Source organism: Mycobacterium neglectum (genome assembly GCF_002591975.1).
Lineage (GTDB): Bacteria > Actinomycetota > Actinomycetes > Mycobacteriales > Mycobacteriaceae > Mycobacterium > Mycobacterium neglectum.
The window spans coordinates 90,560-107,410 of sequence record NZ_NVQE01000013.1 but is presented as its reverse complement, the minus strand read 5'-3'; the positions used below and the strand labels follow the sequence as shown (position 1 = coordinate 107,410).

The window sequence follows — 16,851 nt, the reverse complement described above, 5'->3', positions numbered from 1 at the left end:
CGGTTCTCTGGGTGAAGAGTGCACACAGGGCTGTGGTCGGCATCCAAACCACAGCCCTCGACGCAATCTCGCGCTAGCTACGAGGGCACGCTAACCCGAGGCGATCCGCCAACCGGCGCTCTGCTCCTGCTGTCGCCAGAACTCGGCGAAGCGCCCTCCGCGCTGGGTGAGCTCGTCGATCGTGCCCTGCTCGACGATTCTTCCGCCGTCGACGAACAACACCTGGTCGGCGTTGCGGATCGCGCCCGGCCGGTGCGCGATGATGACGCGAGTGCGACCGCGTGGATCGTCTCTGATCGCGTCGGTGATGGCCGTCTCGTTCTCGGTATCCAGCGCGCTGGTCGCTTCGTCGATCAGCAAGACCCCCGCCGGCTTCACGAGTGCTCGCGCGATGCTTACCCGCTGACGCTCGCCGCCGGACAGCGCGGCGCCCGCCTCTCCCACCCGTGTCGACTCACCGTCGGGTAGGCGCGAGACGATCTCGTCGACTCGGGCCAGCGCCATCGCATTTCGAACGTCCTCGTCGTCGGCATCCGGATGGCCGGCACGGACGTTGTCGCCGATCGGACCGTCGAACAGATACGGATGCTGGAACACCATGCTCACCAGGGCTCGTCGCGTGGTCGCATCGAGATCGCCGATATCGGTTCCGTCGACCAGGATCTGGCCGCGGTCGGGAGTGTGCAGGCCCGCGATGAGCGCGAGGATCGTGCTCTTACCCGAACCCGATGGTCCGACGATCGCGGTTGTCGTCCCTGGTTCGAGCACGAAGTTGAGCTCGGCGAGCACGTCTGAAGCGTCCTCCGCACCGTCGTAACGGAAGCCCACCTCCCGGAATTCGATTCGCGGCGTGCGATTTCCGGCATTCGCGACCGCAGAGTCGGCAGCGTATGCCGCCCGCGGGGCATCGATGATGCTGCGAAGGCGGGTGAGCACACCGCGTGAGTTCTCCATGGCGCTGGACAGGTCTGCCAGCACGTTGAAAGGCTCCAGGAACCGCACCGTGACGATCAACAACGCGACGGCCTCCGGTGCGCCGATCTGGCCCCGCACTGCCAGGGCCGTGGTCGTGCCTGCCAGCACGATGAGGGCGAGTTGGCTGGCCGCGCTGAACATCAGCTGTCCGGGAATCTGGAACAACAGCAGCCGCAAGGTGGCGCCCTGCGCGGTGGCCACGGCCGCACCGGTCTGGCTGCGTGCGGCGGTCGCGCGCCGACTCGCCCGCAGCGCCTGCTGGGTACGCGCGAATTCCAGGATGCGTTCGGTGAGTGCGCTGTGCGCGCGACCGTCGGCCGCGTCGGCGCCCCGCACGATCCGCTGACTGGCCCAGAGGGCGCCGAGCATCAGCGGCAACGTGATGGCTGCCGCCACCCCGAGTTGCCATGAGACGAAAAACAGCCCGATCGTGATCGTCGCGGGTAGCAGCACCGCACCGAGGAACGGCGTGAGCAGGTTCGCGACGAAGGAGACGAGGTCTGGTGCGCTGGCCGCGATGGCCTGCCGCGCCATCGCGGTGTTGTCGGTGGTGAACCAACCGAGCGGAACGTCGGTGAGCCGGTCGGCCATCCTGTGCTGGGTGTCGTTGGCCAGTGCGAAGCCGATGCGGTAACCGATGCGCGCCTGGACCATATCGACGATCCAGCCGCCGAAAGTGGCCGCGGTCAGAGCACCGAGCCACGGCAGAGCATCCGAAGGTGTCGTGCTGAACAGGGCGCCGAGGAGCGGCACCAGAAGCAGCGCGCTGGCGGCGCGCAGGATCACCGAGATCACTGTGAGCACCGCGTAGCCGGTGAGTGCGCCGCGGTGTTCGGCGGGGACGAGCCGGATCAGGTTGCCGATCATCGGGTGACCTCTCCGGTGAGCGCCCCCTGCGGCGTTCTTGCTTCGCCGAGTCGGCTCTCCCACAGCTGGCGATAGCGGCCGCCGGAGTCGAGCAACTCGGTGTGTCTGCCGATCTGTGCGATACGCCCGTGATCGAGCACGACGATCTGGTCGGCTTCGGTGATGGTGTGCAGCCGGTGGGCGATCACGAGCACCGTCCGCTTGTGAATGAGACGACCCAAGGCCTGCTGCACAAGGTATTCCGATTCTGGATCGGCAAATGCTGTCGCCTCGTCCAAGATCAGGATCGGTGTGTCGGCGAGCAACGCGCGGGCGATGGTGAGGCGTTGGCGCTCGCCTCCGGATAGTTGGCTGCTGGCACCGAGCGCTGTCTGGTATCCGTTGGGCAGCCGCATGATCCGGTCGTGGTTCTGGGCATCCGCGGCCGCGGCCTCGACCTCGGCGTCGCTGGCATCGGGCCGGGCCAGCGCGATGTTGTCGCGGACCGTGCCACCGACGAGTTGGACATCCTGGAACACAAAGCCGACCTGGGCGTACAACTCGTCGGGCTCCAGTGTCCGCACATCGCGCCCGTCGATGCGGATCGCACCGGTGTCGACATCATGGAAGCGGGCGAGAAGCGATGCCAGCGTGGACTTTCCGGATCCGGAGGGGCCGACCAGTGCGGTGACCGTGCCTCGTCGCAGGGTCAGTGTGACGTCGCGGATGACCGGAACGCCCGGCCGATAACCGAATCCGACGTTCTCGAAGGCGACGGTCCCGGAAGCGGGTGGCTTCGTCGCGGTGTCCGACATGCCGGTGGCCAGTTCGTCTTCGTCGAGGGTGACCGCGAGGCGACGGGCGGCCTGTAAACCCTCGCGCAGACCGGCGAATCCGAATGCCATACCGAGCAGACGGGTCCCGAAGGTCGTTCCGAGGATCAGGAACGGCAGCAACGTCACCGGGTCCATCGCCCCGGATACGACGAACAGGGTTCCCGCGAATGCGATGAGCCACAGGAACGTTGACGGCCGGGTGGTCAGGTCCATGAACGTCTTCTTGCCGATGAACGGGCGCTGCCAGACATTGATGAAGTCGATGTATTCGTCCAGGCGCCGCCGGAACGACGAGGTCGCCGCGCCCCCGAAGATCCGGATGACGGGCTGACCATCCAGATAGGCCGCGGCTTCACCGTTCATTCGCTCGGCCCACCGGGACGCCTCGGTGATCTTCGGGCCGCTCTGGTACACCATCGTCCACGTCGTGAGGATGTACACCAGGATCGGTAGTAGCAGGATCAACGCCAGCCGCCAGTCGACGACGAAGAGGTACACCAGCACCGCGATCGGCGCGACGACCGCGCCCACCGCATCCGACACCGCATGGGTGACGAGGTAGTGCAACGACAGGGTGTCGTCTTGGATGAGCTTCTTGACCGCACCCGACCCGCGCTGGGTGAACCACCCAAGGGGTACCCGGGCGAGCTTGTCGAGCAGCCGCCGGCGCACCGCCGCGTTGAACCGCATGTCGACGACGTGCAGCCACACCAGAAGTGCGGCGCTGAGCGCGGCGCCCGTCCCCAGCAGGACCACGAACACGATCAAAGTGCTGCGCATGGCGGCCTCGTCGGCTCCCGCCAGCAGCTGCCTGGCTAGCTCGACGAGCACGATGAAAGGCGCGAGCCCGAGGAGCGTGATGAGCGTTTCGAGAATGCCCGTGGCGATCAGCTGCGGCTTCACCGGAGCCAACAGATCCTTGGCGGCCTGCGAACGCCACCGTCCCTTGGGAGCCTCCGCCGGGACAGGCGTCGCCTTCGTCTCGACCGCTGCGCCGTTGTCGACCTCGGCGGGTGTGTCCTCGGCGTCGCGGCGGCTGCCCATCTCGCGGCCCTGCGTCCAGTACGCCTGCGCATGCACGTCGGACTTCGGGAATCCGAAGACGTCGCGCAGCCGCTTGCGCAGGTGCTTGAGCGAGCCGGCCTCCGGGCCTGCCCATGCCGACCAGTTCGACCAGTCCCGCTCCTCGATGGCCGCGGCCAGGGCGAGCTCGTCGACCCTGTCCACCCAGTGCAGTCGGCGACGCGGATGGTCGTTGAGCGGGATGAGCTCGTCGTCGGGGGAGTGGCGTTCGAGGTAGACCTCGACCTCGACGTCGGCCGGGAGCGCGGCAAGGATCGAGTTGATGGCGGGTATGGATGCCGAGTCGCCGATGAGTAGATAGCCGGCGGGTAGTTCTTCTTCGGGAACCGCAAACCCCTTGGAGCCCAACGCAACGACGGGAAGGGTCATACCCGGTTCGGCCCTTGCCGCCCAGTGACTTGCGGGTCCTGACGGTTCGTGAAGGACGACGTCCACCGCGAATTTGCCTGACTCCGGCTCCGTCCACACAAGCGTGTAGATGCGCTGAAACTCGCTGTCGCTGCCATCGGGGTCAGGAAACCAGAAGCGCAGGAACGCAGTTGGCTCTACGACGACGTCTTCGAAGATGGTCGGCGATGACATGGTGATCCGCACAAAATGCGGTGCCAACCGCGAGATCTCCAGGACCGTGGCCTCATGGTCGCGCCCCCCGAAGCTCCGCAGTAGGGCCCCCTGCAAGCCTCTGCCCATGTCCAATGTCCTCTGCTCGGCGGTTGTCCGATCTCGCAGTTAGTTAGCCTAGCCTAACCTGGCGCGGGGATATGCTGGCCGGCCTGCCGGTTCGAACCGCCCAGCTGAGAGACCTGCGCTGCTCTACCGTTGTGGCCGTGACCACTTCTCGGCGCACGCTGCGCGTTGTCGCCGTCTTGTGGATATCGGCAGCCGTCATTTTCGTCGCGTTCGAGGCGATCGCGGCGGCGGCCGTCCCGTCCTACAGCTATGTGGCCAAGTACATCAGCGTGCTGGGTGTCCCCGAATGGTCCCCGCGCGCGTCGCTGATGAACTGGGGGTTCTTCCTGCAGGGCGCGTTGTTCCTGGCCGGGGCGGTCGTGGCGGTACGTGCTATCCGCGGACTGTGGGCAGGCTTGGTCTTTCTGCTGCTGGTGGCCATCAACGCCGTCGGCAATCTCCTGGTCGGCATCGTCCACGGTTTTTCGCCGTTGTGGAATGACGGCTACGACTGGTTGCACGGAATGGGTGCGTTTCTGGCGATAGGCGGCGGCAATGCGGCCATCGTGGCCGGTTCGGTGGTCATTGGTCGTGCCGTGTCGGTGCGCTGGTATGCCCCAATCGGAGTGCTGATCGGCGTGGCCGGCCTCGTGTTGGCCGTAATGCTGCAGACCTACAGCACATGGGCGATCGACTTCTCGCATATCGGCCTCGTCGAGCGGGCTTGTGTGTACACGATCATGATCTGGCAGGTTTTCACCGGCGTGGTCCTGTTGGCCCTGGTGGCCCGACCCCGCCTAGACATTGCAGCACCGCGCGCCGAAGGAGCGGATTGATGGCAGAGACGACCCGAGTGGTGCTGGCCGACGATGACATCCTGCTTCGGGCGGGGTTGGCCAGTCTGCTCGAGGGCGCAGGATTCGAAGTCGTCGGGCAGGCCGGTGACGGCGAGCAGCTGATCAGCCTGGTCCGCGCGATGACACCGGGCCTCGTCGTCACCGACATCCGGATGCCGCCCACCAACACCAGCGAGGGGTTGGACGCCGCCAGGCTGATCCGGCAGGAACTTCCGAACACCGCAATCATGGTGCTTTCCGCACACGTTGCCGTCGACGATGCGATGGACCTGCTGGCGGCCGGCGACCGCATCGGTTATCTGCTCAAGAGTCGCATCACCGATGTCGCCGATTTCATCGATTCGCTGGAGCGGGTCGCCAGGGGTGCGTCGGTGGTCGACCCTGCTCTGGTCGCCGAACTCGTATCGGCACGCAGGCGAGACGACCCGCTGAGTGTATTGAGCGAACGCGAAAGCGAAGTACTGGCGTTGATGGCCGAGGGGCGATCGAATGCCGGTATCGCGCATCGTATTTGGGTCACCGAGGGCACCGTCGAAAAGCACATCCGCAGCATCATGAACAAGTTGAGCCTGCCGGAGACGGGTGAGGACCACCGCCGGGTGTTGGCGGTGCTCGCCTTCCTCGATGCTCGGTGAGCGCAGCGGCGATTACCGCTAGCCGGTAGTCCAGATTCCCGCCAGCGGTGGAGACAGCGCATCGGTGCGGGTTCGATTCTGGGGAGACACGATCGGCAAGAGGGGACGTGCTCGCCATGACAGAACGCTTCGATGCCCTGATTCTCGGTAGCGGTAACGGCGGAATGTATCTCGCCTGGCACCTTGCGCAATCGGGCCAGCGGACCGCGGTTGTGGAGCGCCGATGGATCGGCGGTTCCTGCCCCAACATCAACTGTCTGCCGACCAAGAATGAGATCTCCAGCGCCAAGGTCGTCGATCTCGCTCGTCATGCTGAGACGTTCGGTCTCCGCACGGGTGTGGTCACCGTCGACATGGCAGGAGTCAGGCGGCGCAAACGCGAAATGGTCGACTACATGATCGACGGCACCCGCAAGCGGTATGAGAACAGCGGTGCCGAACTCGTGATGGGAAGCGGTCGTTTCGTGGCACCGAGAACCCTGGAAGTGCAACTCAATGACGGTGGCACTCGCACGTTGACGGCCGACCGCGTATTTTTGAACCTCGGGACGCACGCAGCGGTTCCCGATGCCCCCGGACTCGTCGATGCCCAGCCGATGACCAATATCGAGCTGCTCGAACTTGACTATGTCCCAGCCCATTTGATCGTTCTGGGCGGTGGTTACGTCGGCATCGAACTGGCGCAGGCCTACCGCAGGTTCGGCAGCCGCGTGACGATCATCCAGCACGGCGCGCAGATCGCCGCGCAGGAGGACGACGACGTGGTGGACGAACTGCGGCGGCTGCTGTCCGACGAGGGCATCGATGTCATCGAATCGGCCGATCCGATCGCTGTGTCCGGCCGCTCCGGCAGCGAAGTGACCGTCGAGGTCTCTACGCCGTCGGGTGAGCGCAGCATCGAGGGCAGCGACTTACTGGTCGCGGTGGGGCGGGTGCCGAACACCGCAGGCATCGGCCTGGGAGTCGCCGGCGTCGACGTGGATGACCGCGGGTTCCTCGATGTCAACGACGAATTGGAAACGAGCGCGCCTGGTGTGTGGGGGATCGGCGAATGCTGCGCGGGTCATGAGCAATTCACTCACGTGTCGTTTGACGACTACCGGATCATCCGGGACAACTTGGCCGGCGAAAGCCGCTCTTCTGGCGACCGGTTGGTTCCGCGCTGCATGTTCACCGATCCACAGTTGGCGCGCGTCGGGATCACCGAGCGCGAGGCCCACCGTGACGGTGTCGAGGTCCGCGTGGTGCGACTGCCGATAAGCGCGGTGCTGCGCAGCCAGACCACTGGGGAAACAAGGGGTTTCATGAAAGCGCTGGTGGCCGCCGACGACCGCATCGTCGGTTTCACGATGTTCGGCGCGGAGGCCGGCGAGGTGATGGCCGTGGTTCAGATGGCGATGATCGCCGGCATGCCGTACCAGGCGTTGCGGGATGCGGTGCTGGCGCACCCCACGATGGCGGAAGGGCTGGGAACGCTCTTCTCGAACGTGTCCGAACTGGTGACGGTGTCATGAGCCATCACGATGCGACCGCGTTGGTGACGGGTGCGACGTCGGGCATCGGTCGCGCGATCGCACTGCGACTTGCGGCGGCCGGCGCCGAGGTCGTGGTACACGGGCGCAGCAGCGAGCGAGGAACTGAGGTCGTCAGAGAGATCGAAAACGAAAGCGGCAAAGCTCGGTTCGTCTACGCCGATCTTTCGCGGCCCGACGACGTTCGACGTCTGGCACACGAGTCTGGTCCCGTCGACATACTGATCAACAACGCGGGGATCTATCGTTTCGCTCCGACGAGCGGGACCGACGATGCTTCCTTCGACGAACATGTCAACATCAACCTGCGCGCGCCCTACATTCTCGTGCAGGAACTGTCGCCCGCCATGGTGGCGCAGGGCAGGGGCGCGGTGATCAACCTGAGCACCGTTGCCGCGGCGGTGCCGGCGCGCGACGCGGGCATATACGGGGCGACGAAGGCCGCAGTGGAATTGTTGACCAAGGCCTGGGCCGACGAATTCGGCGGATTCGGCGTGCGGGTGAATGCGGTGCGCGCCGGTCCGACGGACACGCCCGGCACGGCGGTGACACCTGGCCTTGTCGACGGCCTCGCCACCACGACGGCCTTGGGCCGAGTGGCATCCACCAACGAGATCGCAGGTGCAGTGACATTCCTGTGCTCGCCCGATGCCAGCTACGTCAACGGAGCGGTGTTGGAGGTGACAGGCGGCCAGCGCGCAATCGCGCCGTGAAACCGAGGTGTTAGGTCGAGACCTGTTCGGAAATAGGCAGATCCATGTCGAACACCCGCGCGTGCAGCACGATCCGGTTGCGCAAAGCCGAGCGCACGGCGCGGTGTAGGCCGTCTTCCAGATAGACATCGCCGTTCCACTTCACCGCGTGCGGGAAGAGGTCGCCGTAGAACGTCGAGTCCTCCGAAAGCAACCGGTCAAGCGCCAGCACCGTCGTGGTCATCACAAGTTCGTCCAACCGGATCTGGCGGGGCGGGATCTGTGCCCACTGCCGATACGACAGCCCATGCTCAGGGTAGGGCCTACCGTCGAGCACCCCCTTGAAGATCATCGGAGCCGCCCCGGTGGCGACATCTGGCTCCGGAGCCGCCCCGGTGGCGACTTCTGGCGCCGAGCAGTCAATCCCCGCGTCGTCCCCCGAGGCAAACGCATCACTTGTGGAGGCTATCGCAAACGCCGCACGCACCGCGTACAGCCGCTGGTGCGGCATCGCCGCTGATGATGGCCGTAAAATGAATTCCAACCCCTACGAGAGGCAGGTGAACGCATGGGCAGCGCCGATGATCGTCGATTCGAGGTGCTGCGCGCGATCGTCGCCGACTTCGTGGCCACCAAGGAACCGATCGGCTCGAAATCAATCGTCGAACGTCACAATCTCGGCGTCTCCAGCGCGACCGTCCGCAACGATATGGCGGTGCTGGAGGCCGAGGGCTACATCGCCCAGCCGCACACCAGCTCGGGCCGGGTCCCCACCGAGAAGGGCTACCGCGAGTTCGTCGACCGGCTCGAAGAGGTCAAGCCGCTCTCGTCCGCCGAACGCAGCGCCATCCTGGGATTCCTGGAGTCCGGTGTCGATCTCGACGACGTCCTGCGCCGCGCGGTGCGGTTGCTCGCCCAGCTGACCCGCCAGGTCGCGATCGTGCAATATCCGACGCTCTCGACGTCCTCGGTGCGCCATCTCGAGGTGGTCGCGTTGACGCCGGCGCGGCTGCTGCTGGTCGTCATCACCGACACCGGTCGCGTCGACCAGCGCATCGTCGAACTGGGTGACGCACTGGACGAACACGACGTCGCCAAGCTGCGCGACGTGCTGGGGCAGGCGCTGGAAGGCAAGCCGCTGGCCGCCGCATCGATCGCGGTCGCCGATCTGGCCTCCCAGCTCAACGGCACCGGCGGCCTTGCCGACGCGGTAGGACGGTCTGCGACGATGCTGGTGGAGACGCTGGTCGAGCACAGCGAGGAGCGTCTGATGCTGGGCGGCACGGCCAACCTCACCCGCAACACCGCGGATTTCGGCGGGTCGCTGCGTTCGGTACTCGAAGCGCTCGAAGAGCAGGTAGTGGTGCTGCGACTGCTGGCGGCGCAGCAGGAAGCGGGCAAGATCACCGTCCGGATCGGCCACGAGACCGAAGCCGAGGCGATGGCAGGCACATCGGTGATTACCACCGCATACGGAAGTTCGGGCAAGGTATACGGCGGTATGGGTGTGCTGGGACCGACTCGGATGGACTATCCGGGAACTATCGCCAATGTCGCCGCGGTTGCTCTCTATATCGGCGAAGTACTCGGTACCAGGTAGGGCCGGCACAAACCGCTTCTAACCAGCAGGAAAGGTCAGGCAAGTCAGCGTGGCACGCGACTATTACGGGCTGCTCGGCGTGAGCCGGGATGCGAGTGACGCCGAGATCAAGCGCGCGTATCGCAAACTGGCTCGCGAACTGCACCCCGATGTCAACCCCGACGAGGACGCGCAGGCGCGATTCAAGGACATCAGCGCGGCGTACGAGGTGCTCAGCGATCCGGAGAAGCGCCGCGTCGTCGATCTGGGCGGGGATCCGCTGGAATCCGCCGCTGGAAACGGAGCCGGGTTCGGCGGATTCGGTGGACTCGGCGACGTGTTCGAGGCGTTCTTCGGCGGCGGAGCCACGTCCCGGGGGCCGATCGGACGCGTACGGCCGGGTTCGGATTCGCTGCTGCGGATGCGGCTGGACCTTTCGGAGTGCGCGACCGGCGTGACCAAACAGGTCACCGTCGACACCGCAGTGCTGTGCGACCTGTGCCAGGGCAAGGGCACCCACGGCAACTCCAAGCCGGTCACGTGCGACACCTGCCACGGGCACGGCGAGGTGCAATCGGTGCAGCGCTCGCTGCTCGGCCAGGTGATGACGTCGCGACCCTGTCCGGTGTGCGGCGGGGTCGGCGAGGTCATCCCCGATCCGTGCCACCGCTGCGGCGGCGACGGCCGGGTGCGCGCGCGCCGTGAGATCAGCGTCAAGATCCCCGCGGGCGTCGGTGACGGCATGCGCGTACGACTGGCCGCGCAGGGCGAGGTCGGCCCGGGCGGCGGGCCCGCGGGGGACCTGTACGTCGAGGTGCACGAGAAGGCCCACGACATCTTCGTCCGCGACGGCGATGATCTGCACTGCACGATCTCGGTGCCGATGGTCGACGCGGCGCTCGGCGCCACCGTGACCGTCGATGCGATCCTCGACGGCCCGACCGAGATCACCATCGCGGCAGGAACCCAACCGGGACAGGTCACGACGCTGCGCGGGCACGGGATGCCACACCTTCGGTCCGGGGTACGGGGAAACCTGCACGCCCATATCGACGTGGTGGTGCCGTCGCGGCTGGACCACGAGGACATCGAGTTGTTGCGCAAACTGAAGGACAAGCGCAGCCGCGACACCGCCGAGGTGCGGACCGTGAACTCGAACGCCTCCGGCGGAGGACTGTTCAGCCGGCTACGCGAAACGTTCAGCGGTCGCTGAGAGCCCGTGACAGGGGACCCCATTGCTCCGCTCTTCTATGTCGACGCGCTGCCCCCGGTAGGTGAGCTTGCCGTGGTCGACGGCGACGAAGGCTTCCACGCGGCGAACGTCCGGCGGATCCGCTGCGGCGAGAAACTCGACCTCAGCGATGGTGCGGGCGCGGTTGCTCACTGTGTCATCGAGGGCGTCGGCAAAGGCGTGCTGACGGCCCGCGTGATGGACCGTCGGACAATCGAGCCACCAACGCCGAGGATCACCGTCGTGCAGGCACTGCCCAAGTCCGACCGCTCCGAACTGGCCATCGAGCTGGCTACCGAGGCAGGGGCTGATTCGTTCGTCGCGTGGCAGTCGTCGCGCTGCGTGGCGCGCTGGGAAGGCCAGACCCGCGTCGACAAGGGCCTGCGCCGATGGCGGGCCGTCATCCGGTCGGCAGCACGGCAATCCCGGCGGGCACACATCCCCGACGTCAGCGGCGTGGTATCGACGAAGGAGCTGGTGGAACGGGTGCGCGACATCGAGTCGACCCCGGTGCTCGTCCTGCACGAATCCGCGACACAACCGATCTCCGACGTGCCGGTCGCGGCTGCCGATTCGCTCCTCCTTCTCATCGGGCCGGAGGGCGGCATCGACAACGACGAGATCGTCGCACTGTCGGAAGCCGGAGCTTCGGTGGTGCGACTCGGGCCCACGGTGCTGCGCACGTCGACGGCCGCGGCGGTCGCGCTGGGCGCCCTCGGCGTGCTCACCAAACGGTGGTCAACGGGTTAACCATTGGGTTGCATCGGCGACCGGCGGTAAACTGGGTACTCCCAGGCAAACAAGCAGGCCAGACCAGAAAGCAGGCAGAAAACCGCACGTGACGCCCAGCGAGACGAACGCTGACTCCGACGCGACCGTTCGCAGCAGCATCGATGTTCCGCCCGACGAAGTCGTGGGCCTGCTTGGATCCGCCGACGAGAATCTGCGCGCGCTCGAGCGCATCCTGGCGGCCGATATCCACGTTCGCGGCAACGCGCTGACGTTGTCCGGGGAGCCCGCCGATGTGGCGTTGGCCGAGCGGGTGGTCTCCGAACTCATCGCGATCGTTGCCAGCGGCCAGCGGCTCACCCCCGAGGCCGTCAAGCACAGCGTTGCCATGCTCACCGGAACCGGCAACGAATCACCCGCGGAGGTGCTGACCCTCGACATCCTGTCGCGGCGAGGCAAGACCATCCGCCCGAAGACGTTGAACCAGAAGCGTTATGTCGACGCCATTGACGCGCACACTGTTGTCTTCGGTATCGGCCCTGCGGGTACCGGTAAGACTTACCTGGCAATGGCCAAGGCCGTCAACGCATTACAGTCGAAGCAGGTCACCAGGATCATTCTCACCCGCCCCGCGGTGGAAGCCGGTGAGCGTCTGGGTTTCCTGCCCGGCACGTTGAGCGAGAAGATCGATCCGTACCTGCGGCCGCTGTATGACGCGCTGCACGACATGATGGATCCCGAGTCGATCCCGAAGCTGATGAACGCGGGCATCATCGAGGTTGCGCCGCTGGCGTATATGCGGGGTCGTACGTTGTCAGATGCGTTCATCATTCTCGACGAGGCGCAGAACACGACCAGCGAGCAGATGAAGATGTTCCTGACCCGACTGGGCTTCGGCTCGAAAATCGTTGTCACCGGCGATATCACGCAGGTAGACCTGCCCGGTGGCGCGTCGTCCGGACTGCGTACTGCGATGCGGATTCTCGATGGCGTCGACGACATCCACTTCGCCGAACTCACGAGCGCGGACGTCGTTCGGCACCGGCTGGTGGCAGACATCGTCGACGCGTACGCGAAGTCAGAGGATCCCGACCTGATGAACAGGGCGCAGCGGCGTGCTTCTGGAGCCGGAAGGCCGGCGACATCGAACACAGCTAGTCGGCCACGGCGGTAACGGAATTCAACGATGAGTATTGAGGTGTCCAACGAATCGGGCATCGACGTTTCCGAAGAGGAACTGATCAGCATCGCCCGATTCGTCATCCGCAAGATGAAAGTACATCCTGCTGCCGAACTTTCGATGGTGTTGCTCGACACCTCGGCGATGGCAGACCTCCATATGCGGTGGATGGACCTGCCCGGCCCCACCGACGTGATGAGCTTCCCGATGGATGAACTCGAACCCGGGGGCAGGCCCGACGCGGCCGAACCCGGTCCGTCGATGCTCGGCGATATTGTGCTGTGCCCGCCGTTTGCCGCCGATCAGGCTGCCGTGGCGGGTCATTCGCTCGGACAGGAACTGGCGTTGTTGACGGTGCACGGGGTGTTGCATCTACTGGGCTACGACCATGCCGAACCCGATGAGGAAAAGGAGATGTTCGCCCTGCAACGCCAACTGCTCGAGGAGTGGGTCGCCGACCAGGTCGAGGCGTATCACCAGGATCGTCAGTCCGAGAAGGACCGGCGCCTGCTGGACAAGTCCAGATTCTTCGACCAACCGTGAACAATCTGGGTCAGTTGATCGGCGCGATCGTTCTGATCGGTGTGGCCGGACTTTTCGCGGCAACCGATGCGGCGATCAGCACAGTTTCGATCGCCCGCGTCGAGGAACTCGTGCGCGACGAACGTCCCGGCGCGGTCCGGCTCGCCAGAGTGATGGCCGAGCGGCCGCGCTTCATCAACCTCTGCGTGCTGCTCCGAATCGCCTGCGAGGTAAGCGCGACCGTGCTGTTGGCCGCTTTCCTCGACGACTATCTCGGGGTGAGCTGGGGCCTCGTCACAGCGGCGGCGGCCATGACGGTGGTCAGCTTCGTCGCGATCGGCGTGGGTCCGAGGACCGTCGGCCGGCAAAACGCCTATTCCATCTCGCTAGTGGCCGCGCTTCCGCTGCAAGCGATTTCGATCGTGCTCACCCCGGTGAGCCGACTGCTGGTGTTGCTCGGTAACGCGCTGACGCCGGGCCGCGGCTTCCGCAACGGCCCATTCGCGTCCGAGATCGAACTGCGTGAGGTCGTCGACCTGGCGCAGCAGAGTGGTGTGGTGGCCGATGATGAGCGGCGCATGATTCAGTCGGTGTTCGAGCTCGGGGACACCCCGGCGCGCGAAGTGATGGTGCCGCGCACCGAGATGGTGTGGATCGAAAGTGACAAGACCGCGGGCCAAGCGACCTCGCTCGCCGTGCGCAGCGGGCATTCCCGCATCCCGGTGATCGGCGAGAACGTCGACGACGTCATTGGCGTCGTCTACCTGAAAGACCTTGTCCAGAAGACGTATTACTCGAACAACGGCGGGCGGGACACCAAAGCGTCCGAGGTGATGCGGCCCGCGGCTTTCGTGCCGGACTCCAAACCGTTGGATGAGCTGCTGCGGGAAATGCAGCGCGACCGTGTCCACATGGTGCTGCTCGTCGACGAATACGGGGCGATCGCAGGGCTCGTCACGATCGAGGACGTGCTGGAGGAGATCGTCGGCGAGATCGCCGACGAGTACGACACCGACGAAGTCGCTCCGGTGGAAGAGCTGGGCGGCAACAGGTACCGGGTGTCCGCCCGGCTCCCGATCGAGGACCTCGGTGAGCTCTACGACATCGATTTCGACGAGGACCTCGACGTCGATACGGTCGGTGGTCTGGTTGCCTTCGAGTTGGGGCGTGTTCCGTTGCCGGGCGCCGAAGTCACCTGGGACGGCCTGCGCTTGCGCGCCGAGGGTGGGCCGGATCACCGCGGACGGGTCCGTGTCGGCACCGTTCTGGTCAGTCCGACCGAGCGTGCGGAGGATGGCGATGACTGACCTCGATGCCGAGGACGCCAAGTTGGTGACGCTGGCGCGCGGCGCGATGGGGCGGGCCGAGGCATCCAGTGGTGCGGCCGTGCGGGATAGCGACGGGCGCACCTATGCTGGCGCGCCGGTGGCGCTGGACTCGCTGGGGCTGACTGCGCTGCAAGCCGCTGTCGCGGCAGCCGTGTCCAGCGGTGCGGCCGGACTCGAAGCCGCCGTTGTGGTGGGTGGAACAGCTGACGACGCAGGCGTCACCGCGGTGCGCGAGCTGTCGGCCGACGCCGTGGTGATCGTCACCGATCGCGCGGGTAACCCATTGTGAAGCTCGGCGCGAAAGAGCTCCGATGAACGAGTTTCGTTCGGGGTTCGTCTGTTTCATCGGACGTCCCAACACCGGCAAGTCGACGCTGACCAACGCCCTGGTCGGCACCAAGGTGGCGATCACCTCGAACCGGCCGCAGACCACTCGACACACCATCCGCGGCATCGTGCATCGCGAAAACTTTCAGATCATCCTGATCGATACCCCTGGGCTGCACCGGCCGCGCACGCTACTGGGCCAGCGGCTCAACGAGCTGGTGAAGGACACCTACTCCGAGGTCGACGTGATCGGGCTGTGCATTCCCGCCGACGAGCGGATCGGCCCGGGGGACCGGTGGATCCTTGAGCAGATCCGCACCATCGCACCCAGGACGACGCTGGTCGCGATCGTCACCAAGACCGACAAAGTGGCACGGGATCGCGTTGCCGCGCAGTTGATGGCGGTGAGCGAGCTCGTCGGCCCCCACACCGAGATCGTTCCGGTGTCGGCGACCACCGGTGAGAACCTCGACGTACTGACCGACGTGTTCGCGTCACAGCTGCCGCCGGGGCCGGCGTTCTACCCCGACGGGGAGCTCACCGACGAGCCAGAGGAAGTGCTGATGGCTGAGCTGATCCGCGAGGCCGCACTGGAAGGTGTGCGTGACGAGCTGCCGCACTCACTGGCGGTGGTCATCGAAGAGGTTGAGCAACGCGAAGGAAGGTCAGAAGAGCAGGGCGAGCTGGTCGACGTTCACGCCATCATCTACGTCGAACGAGACAGCCAGAAGGGCATTGTGATCGGCAAGGGCGGCGCGAGGCTGCGGACAGTCGGGACAGCGGCACGCACGCAGATCGAAAAGCTCTTGGGCACGAAGGTCTATCTCGACCTACGAGTCAAGATCGCCAAGAACTGGCAGCGCGACCCCAAACAGCTTGGCCGGCTTGGGTTCTAGGGTTACAGATAGGCGATGCAGTGCGCAGCGTCGCCGGGGGCCTGCTCGGCCACGACGGTGCCGTCGACGGTGATGCGGCACCCTTGGCTCCCGGTCTTGGTCACCACGACGACCTGGAGCAGTGCCACGTCAGGACCGATCGACACAGCCTGAGTGAACGGCGCGGCGGTGTCTTCGGGGATACGGCCGCCGGGATCCAGGTCGATCGAGTACACGGTGCCCGACCCGGTGACTTCGAAGACGACGTTGCGCGATTGTGCGGACGCGGGCGCGGTGCCGACACTCGCCGATATTGCGGCCGCCGCGAACGTCAGCGCCGCCACTTTCGTCACGCTGATTTCCACGGATCCTCCCGAAGAAAGACTTTTGCCAATGCGGGACGTCAGCCCGGTGCGCCTGCGCCCGGCGTGCCGAACGGCCTGCCGGGTGACTGCACCGGCGGTGCACCGTCGCCCTTGCCGTAGACCGCCACCACGACGGTGCGGTCGATCAGATTTGCGGACCACACACCGATGTCGACGTTCGAGCAGTCCGACATGATCGCGTTGTAGTCGGGTCGGTGATACCACTGATTGATCAACTCGATGCCGCTGATGGCGAGCGCCGGATTGATCGCCGTCGTCTCGGCGACTGGCCCGGCATAGCCGGCGTTGCGTGCGCGATCGGCCACCGTCGAACCGTCGGAACCGATATCGCCGGCCAGCGCGCGGTTGTTGAGGACATCGTTGGTGTGCCACTGCGCGGCCAGGCGCAGCTTGGGGTTGATCTTGATGTCGGTCGTACAGCCGGCTTGGTGCTGCATGGTGTAGACGTTGGCGACCACGCCGTCGTTCAGCCGCTTGTTGTCGGCACCGGCCGTCGGTGTTCCGATGATGCTGCCGGCCGCCACCACCAGGGCCGACAGTGCATATGCAGAGTGCCGCGCCGTCATGGG

At 65.7% G+C, this 16,851-nt stretch carries 17 protein-coding genes; 12 read left to right on the top strand and 5 right to left on the bottom strand.

Going from position 1 to position 16,851, the window contains the following annotated elements; translation table 11 throughout:
* Positions 1–90 precede the first annotated feature (90 nt).
* Complete coding sequence (locus tag CSQ99_RS12965; protein ID WP_099039430.1) at positions 91–1,842, bottom strand: ABC transporter ATP-binding protein; 1,752 nt, start codon at positions 1,840–1,842, stop codon at positions 91–93.
* The gene (locus tag CSQ99_RS12960; protein WP_099039429.1) at positions 1,839–4,430 is read right to left on the bottom strand and encodes an ABC transporter ATP-binding protein/permease; all 2,592 of its coding nucleotides are present in this window, start codon (positions 4,428–4,430) and stop codon (positions 1,839–1,841) included. The genes CSQ99_RS12965 and CSQ99_RS12960 overlap by 4 nt, the downstream gene beginning before the upstream one ends.
* 137 nt (positions 4,431–4,567) lie before the next feature.
* Between CSQ99_RS12960 and CSQ99_RS12955 the strand changes: the two genes are divergently transcribed.
* The 4 genes from CSQ99_RS12955 (at position 4,568) to CSQ99_RS12940 (ending at position 8,146) form a co-directional block, all read left to right on the top strand.
* Positions 4,568–5,245, top strand: coding sequence for a DUF998 domain-containing protein (locus CSQ99_RS12955; protein ID WP_245908886.1), 678 nt, complete (start codon positions 4,568–4,570; stop codon positions 5,243–5,245).
* Positions 5,245–5,901, top strand: coding sequence for a response regulator (locus CSQ99_RS12950; protein ID WP_099039427.1), 657 nt, complete (start codon positions 5,245–5,247; stop codon positions 5,899–5,901). Before CSQ99_RS12955 ends, CSQ99_RS12950 begins: the two co-directional genes overlap by 1 nt.
* Before the next feature lie 116 nt (positions 5,902–6,017).
* Positions 6,018–7,415: a dihydrolipoyl dehydrogenase family protein gene (locus CSQ99_RS12945; RefSeq protein ID WP_099039472.1), complete on the top strand. Its 1,398-nt coding sequence runs from the start codon at positions 6,018–6,020 to the stop codon at positions 7,413–7,415.
* Positions 7,412–8,146 (top strand): SDR family NAD(P)-dependent oxidoreductase, encoded by a 735-nt coding sequence (locus tag CSQ99_RS12940; protein ID WP_099039426.1) that lies wholly within the window; start codon positions 7,412–7,414, stop codon positions 8,144–8,146. The genes CSQ99_RS12945 and CSQ99_RS12940 overlap by 4 nt, the downstream gene beginning before the upstream one ends.
* A 10-nt stretch (positions 8,147–8,156) precedes the next feature.
* Here the strand turns inward: CSQ99_RS12940 and CSQ99_RS12935 are convergent, their stop codons facing one another.
* On the bottom strand, positions 8,157–8,477 hold the full coding sequence (locus tag CSQ99_RS12935) for a type II toxin-antitoxin system VapB family antitoxin (RefSeq protein WP_099039471.1): 321 nt from the start codon (positions 8,475–8,477) through the stop codon (positions 8,157–8,159).
* Between the two features lie 216 nt (positions 8,478–8,693).
* Here CSQ99_RS12935 and hrcA point away from each other — a divergent pair, with 216 nt between their 5' ends.
* From hrcA to era, 8 genes are all read left to right on the top strand, one after another.
* Positions 8,694–9,725 carry a heat-inducible transcriptional repressor HrcA gene (gene hrcA / locus CSQ99_RS12930; protein WP_099039425.1) on the top strand — a complete coding sequence of 344 codons (1,032 nt, stop codon included), beginning with the start codon at positions 8,694–8,696 and terminating at the stop codon, positions 9,723–9,725.
* A 49-nt stretch (positions 9,726–9,774) separates the two neighbouring features.
* Positions 9,775–10,917, top strand: coding sequence for a molecular chaperone DnaJ (gene dnaJ / locus CSQ99_RS12925; RefSeq protein ID WP_099039424.1), 1,143 nt, complete (start codon positions 9,775–9,777; stop codon positions 10,915–10,917).
* Between the two features lie 21 nt (positions 10,918–10,938).
* Complete coding sequence (locus CSQ99_RS12920) at positions 10,939–11,685, top strand: 16S rRNA (uracil(1498)-N(3))-methyltransferase (protein WP_099039470.1); 747 nt, start codon at positions 10,939–10,941, stop codon at positions 11,683–11,685.
* An 88-nt stretch (positions 11,686–11,773) separates the two neighbouring features.
* On the top strand, positions 11,774–12,838 hold the full coding sequence (locus CSQ99_RS12915; RefSeq protein ID WP_099039423.1) for a PhoH family protein: 1,065 nt from the start codon (positions 11,774–11,776) through the stop codon (positions 12,836–12,838).
* 12 nt (positions 12,839–12,850) lie between these two features.
* Entirely contained in the window at positions 12,851–13,387 is a 537-nt protein-coding gene (gene ybeY / locus CSQ99_RS12910; RefSeq protein ID WP_099039422.1) for an rRNA maturation RNase YbeY, read from the top strand.
* Positions 13,384–14,673 carry a hemolysin family protein gene (locus tag CSQ99_RS12905; RefSeq protein WP_099039421.1) on the top strand — a complete coding sequence of 430 codons (1,290 nt, stop codon included), beginning with the start codon at positions 13,384–13,386 and terminating at the stop codon, positions 14,671–14,673. Before ybeY ends, CSQ99_RS12905 begins: the two co-directional genes overlap by 4 nt.
* Entirely contained in the window at positions 14,666–14,983 is a 318-nt protein-coding gene (locus CSQ99_RS12900) for a cytidine deaminase (RefSeq protein WP_099039469.1), read from the top strand. Before CSQ99_RS12905 ends, CSQ99_RS12900 begins: the two co-directional genes overlap by 8 nt.
* Before the next feature lie 22 nt (positions 14,984–15,005).
* Positions 15,006–15,917, top strand: coding sequence for a GTPase Era (gene era / locus CSQ99_RS12895; protein ID WP_099039420.1), 912 nt, complete (start codon positions 15,006–15,008; stop codon positions 15,915–15,917).
* 2 nt (positions 15,918–15,919) lie between these two features.
* Here era and CSQ99_RS12890 read toward each other — a convergent pair whose 3' ends face one another.
* Complete coding sequence (locus CSQ99_RS12890) at positions 15,920–16,261, bottom strand: MmpS family transport accessory protein (protein ID WP_099039419.1); 342 nt, start codon at positions 16,259–16,261, stop codon at positions 15,920–15,922.
* Between the two features lie 38 nt (positions 16,262–16,299).
* Entirely contained in the window at positions 16,300–16,848 is a 549-nt protein-coding gene (locus CSQ99_RS12885) for a CAP domain-containing protein (protein WP_099039418.1), read from the bottom strand.
* Between the last annotated feature and the right edge of the window lie 3 nt (positions 16,849–16,851).